The sequence below is a fragment of the Streptomyces sp. MBT65 genome (assembly GCF_016612545.1).
In the GTDB taxonomy this organism is placed as follows: domain Bacteria; phylum Actinomycetota; class Actinomycetes; order Streptomycetales; family Streptomycetaceae; genus Streptomyces.
Window position 1 is genome coordinate 1 of record NZ_JAENRY010000587.1, and the last position, 2,891, is coordinate 2,891.

The window sequence follows — 2,891 nt, forward strand, 5'->3', positions numbered from 1 at the left end:
AACACCGCCGGCAAGGCCGTCGTCGCCGCCCACCGGGACGACGGCCTTGCCGGCGGTGTTGCCGATGCCGACGGGGGTGGCGGGGTCCTGCGACTCGTCGTCGGGGTCCAGGCCGAACGCGGTCATCGCCATCCGCATGACGGGGGCCCGTTCCTCGAACACGGCCTTCACGACCTGGTAGGAGGCGTGCAGGCCGGCGATGTTCTTGTTGCGGTTGGTGGCGGACTCGGCGGCGGGCCGGCGGGCGATGCGGGAGTGCACGCCCCGGGCGGTGGGGTGGTAGGGCGCCAGCGCGTCGAACCAGGCCGTCTGGAACTGGAGGGTGATCCAGGTGTAGACGGGGGTGTCCCCCGGGGCGATGGCCTCGGCCGGGGGGAAACCGCCGCCGCCGTTGGTGGTGATCAGGTCGCGGATGAAGTTGCCGTTGTCGAAGTCGAAGGCGACCTTCGGAGCGGCCGCGGCGGCCGGGGCGGCGGGCGATGCGGGTGAATGGCCGGACGTCGTCATGGGTCGTGTCCTTTTCCTGAATGAGGGCGCTGCGGTCCCGGGGGCGGAATCCGGAATTCTGTGTTCTGGGCTCGGGGGTTCGGGGGCGGGCCTGCCGTGGCGGAGATCCGGCCGGCCGCTGGTGGCCTGTGGCGTGCATTCCGTCCGGGAATCCCGCATTTCACCCCATGGAGAGTAACCGCGGCCGCTCGAGGCCCGGTGGAAATTCGCTGCATTTACCGGTCCGCCATAACGCGGAGTGGAAAGACTAGCCAATATCTTGACAAGCCGAGTTTCCGGCGCCGATGCTTTCATGGAGCGGCATGAACATTGACATCGGTATTGATATTGATGTGGACATCGATGACGTCGACGGTGACACTGGAGGAATACGGATGACCGGGACAGCGGAGCTGGAAAGTCTTTACTCCGTCATGGAGGAAACGGCCGGGCTGCTGGACATAAATCCCTCGCGCGACGCGGTGTGGCCCATCCTGGCCGCCTACGCACCCTTCATTCCGCAGGCCGTGATCGCTTTCCGGGTGGCGACGCGGGACACGGGTGACCTCGACTGCCGTTTCACGGCGTTCCCCCGGGGCTTCGACCCGTACGCCCACGCGGTGTCGCACTCGCTGACCGACAAGACGGACCACCCCGTCGGATCCCTGCTGGCCGATCTCGAGGAGCGGTTCCCGATCCCCTGCCACGGCGCGGACTTCGGGCTCGTCGGCGGCTTCAAGAAGACCTGGACGTTCTTCCCGGTCGAGAACCTGCAGAAGCTGTCGGATCTCGCCGAGGTCCCGTCCATGCCGCAGAGCCTGGGCGCCAACCGCGACTTCTACGCCCGCTACGGCCTGGACGACAAGATCAGCATGGTCGGGATCGACTACCCGAGCAGGACCATCAACGTCTACTTCCTCGGGGCACCCGCCGCCTGCCGCGAGGAGGCGACCGTGCGCGCCATGATGCGCGACATCGGGCTGCCGGAGCCGAGCGCGGCGATGCTGGCCCACGCCCGGCAGGCCGGCGGCATCTACACGACCCTGAGCTGGGACTCCCCCGCGATCCAGCGGATCACCTTCGCCGCGCTGCTGCCCGACGTCCGGGAGCTTCCCGCGCGCTTCGACGTCGACCCGCGGGTGGGCAGGTTCGCGCTGAACGCTCCCCACACCTACGGCCCGGTCGGCAAGGGCCTGTACAACGTGGCGTCGTACGCCGGCGGGGAGTACTTCAAGCTCCAGACGTACTACCAGATCAGTGCGGGCTCGGTGGAGGCGAAGGGGCTGCTCGGCCGTACCTGACCGCGGCACCGGCGCACGGAACGGGCCCCGCCCCCCTTTGACCTGGGGGGCGGGGCCCGTTCCGTGCGCTCACACCGTCTGTCCGGGTGCGGGGGACGGCAGCGGGCGGGGAACCGTGCGCGGGCCGGGCCGGTGGCGGCGGCTGCGGGCGCGCAGTGCGCGTACGGCCGGCAGGCACAGCGCGAGGGGCACGGCCAGGACGGTCAGGACCGTGCCCAGGCTCCAGCCCGCCTGGGCCATCAGGCCGCCCGCCAGGCCGCCGAGCACGGGACCCAGCTTGCCCGCGCTGTTGGCCCAGCCGATCCCGGTGGCGCGCAGGGAGGGCGGGTAGGCGAGCGCGGCGATCACCTGCAGCGCGGAGTTGGCCGCCGGCAGGCACAGTCCCAGGACGAACGCCCCGGCCAGCAGCGCGGCGAACTGTCCCGCCCACAGGCCGGCGGCCGCCAGGCCCAGCACGCCCGCCGCCCACAGGCCGGCCAGCACCCCGAACCGGTCGAAGCGCTTGAGGACGAAGGAGACCGTGAGCTGTCCCGCCAGGCCGCCCCACCCGAAGGCCGCGACGGCCACACCGGCCTGAGCGGACGTCAGGCCGGTGCGTTCGGCCAGCAGCGGCAGATAGCTGAGGATCAGGCCCACGGCGCCCAGCCCGGTCAGGAAGCACAGCCACAGCAGGACGGTGGTGCGGGTGCTCTCCCCCGACAGCACGGCCCGCGAGGCGGGCGGCCCGGGCGGCGCGGCGCGCTCCAGGTCCACACCGGACAGGTCCCGCTCCCCGGTGGCGCTGCGCAGCGCCCCGCGGATGTCGGCGGCGGGCCGGCCGCGGGCGGCGAGCACGCCCACCGACTCCGGGACGAGCACGGCCAGCGCGGGGATCAGCGGGAGCGGGAGCAGCCCGCACACCAGCAGCAGTACGGGCCAGCCGTGGGCGGGGATCAGCAGCGAGGAGAGGATGCCGCCGGCGGTGGTGCCCGCGGTCACCCCGGCGAAGGCCAGCGCGACCGTCTGGGCCCGGCGCCCTGCGGGGGTCCAGTCCGCGACCAGGGCCATCATCGTCGGCAGTACCGCGCCCAGCCCCAGACAGGCCACGATCCGTACGGCGGCGAA

The 2,891-nt window shown here is 71.8% G+C and carries 3 protein-coding genes; 1 reads left to right on the forward strand and 2 read right to left on the reverse strand.

What is annotated here, in order from left to right:
• Positions 1–507 (reverse strand): DUF6851 domain-containing protein (locus JHN63_RS50685; protein ID WP_374223033.1); only part of this gene is annotated, 507 nt, incomplete at its 3' end.
• Positions 508–809: 302 nt separating this feature from the next.
• Between JHN63_RS50685 and JHN63_RS50690 the strand changes: the two genes are divergently transcribed.
• Positions 810–1,787 (forward strand): aromatic prenyltransferase, encoded by a 978-nt coding sequence (locus JHN63_RS50690; protein ID WP_234478935.1) that lies wholly within the window; start codon positions 810–812, stop codon positions 1,785–1,787.
• Positions 1,788–1,856: 69 nt separating this feature from the next.
• Here the strand turns inward: JHN63_RS50690 and JHN63_RS50695 are convergent.
• A partial coding sequence (locus JHN63_RS50695) for an MFS transporter (protein WP_200691883.1) occupies positions 1,857–2,891 on the reverse strand: 1,035 nt, incomplete at its 5' end.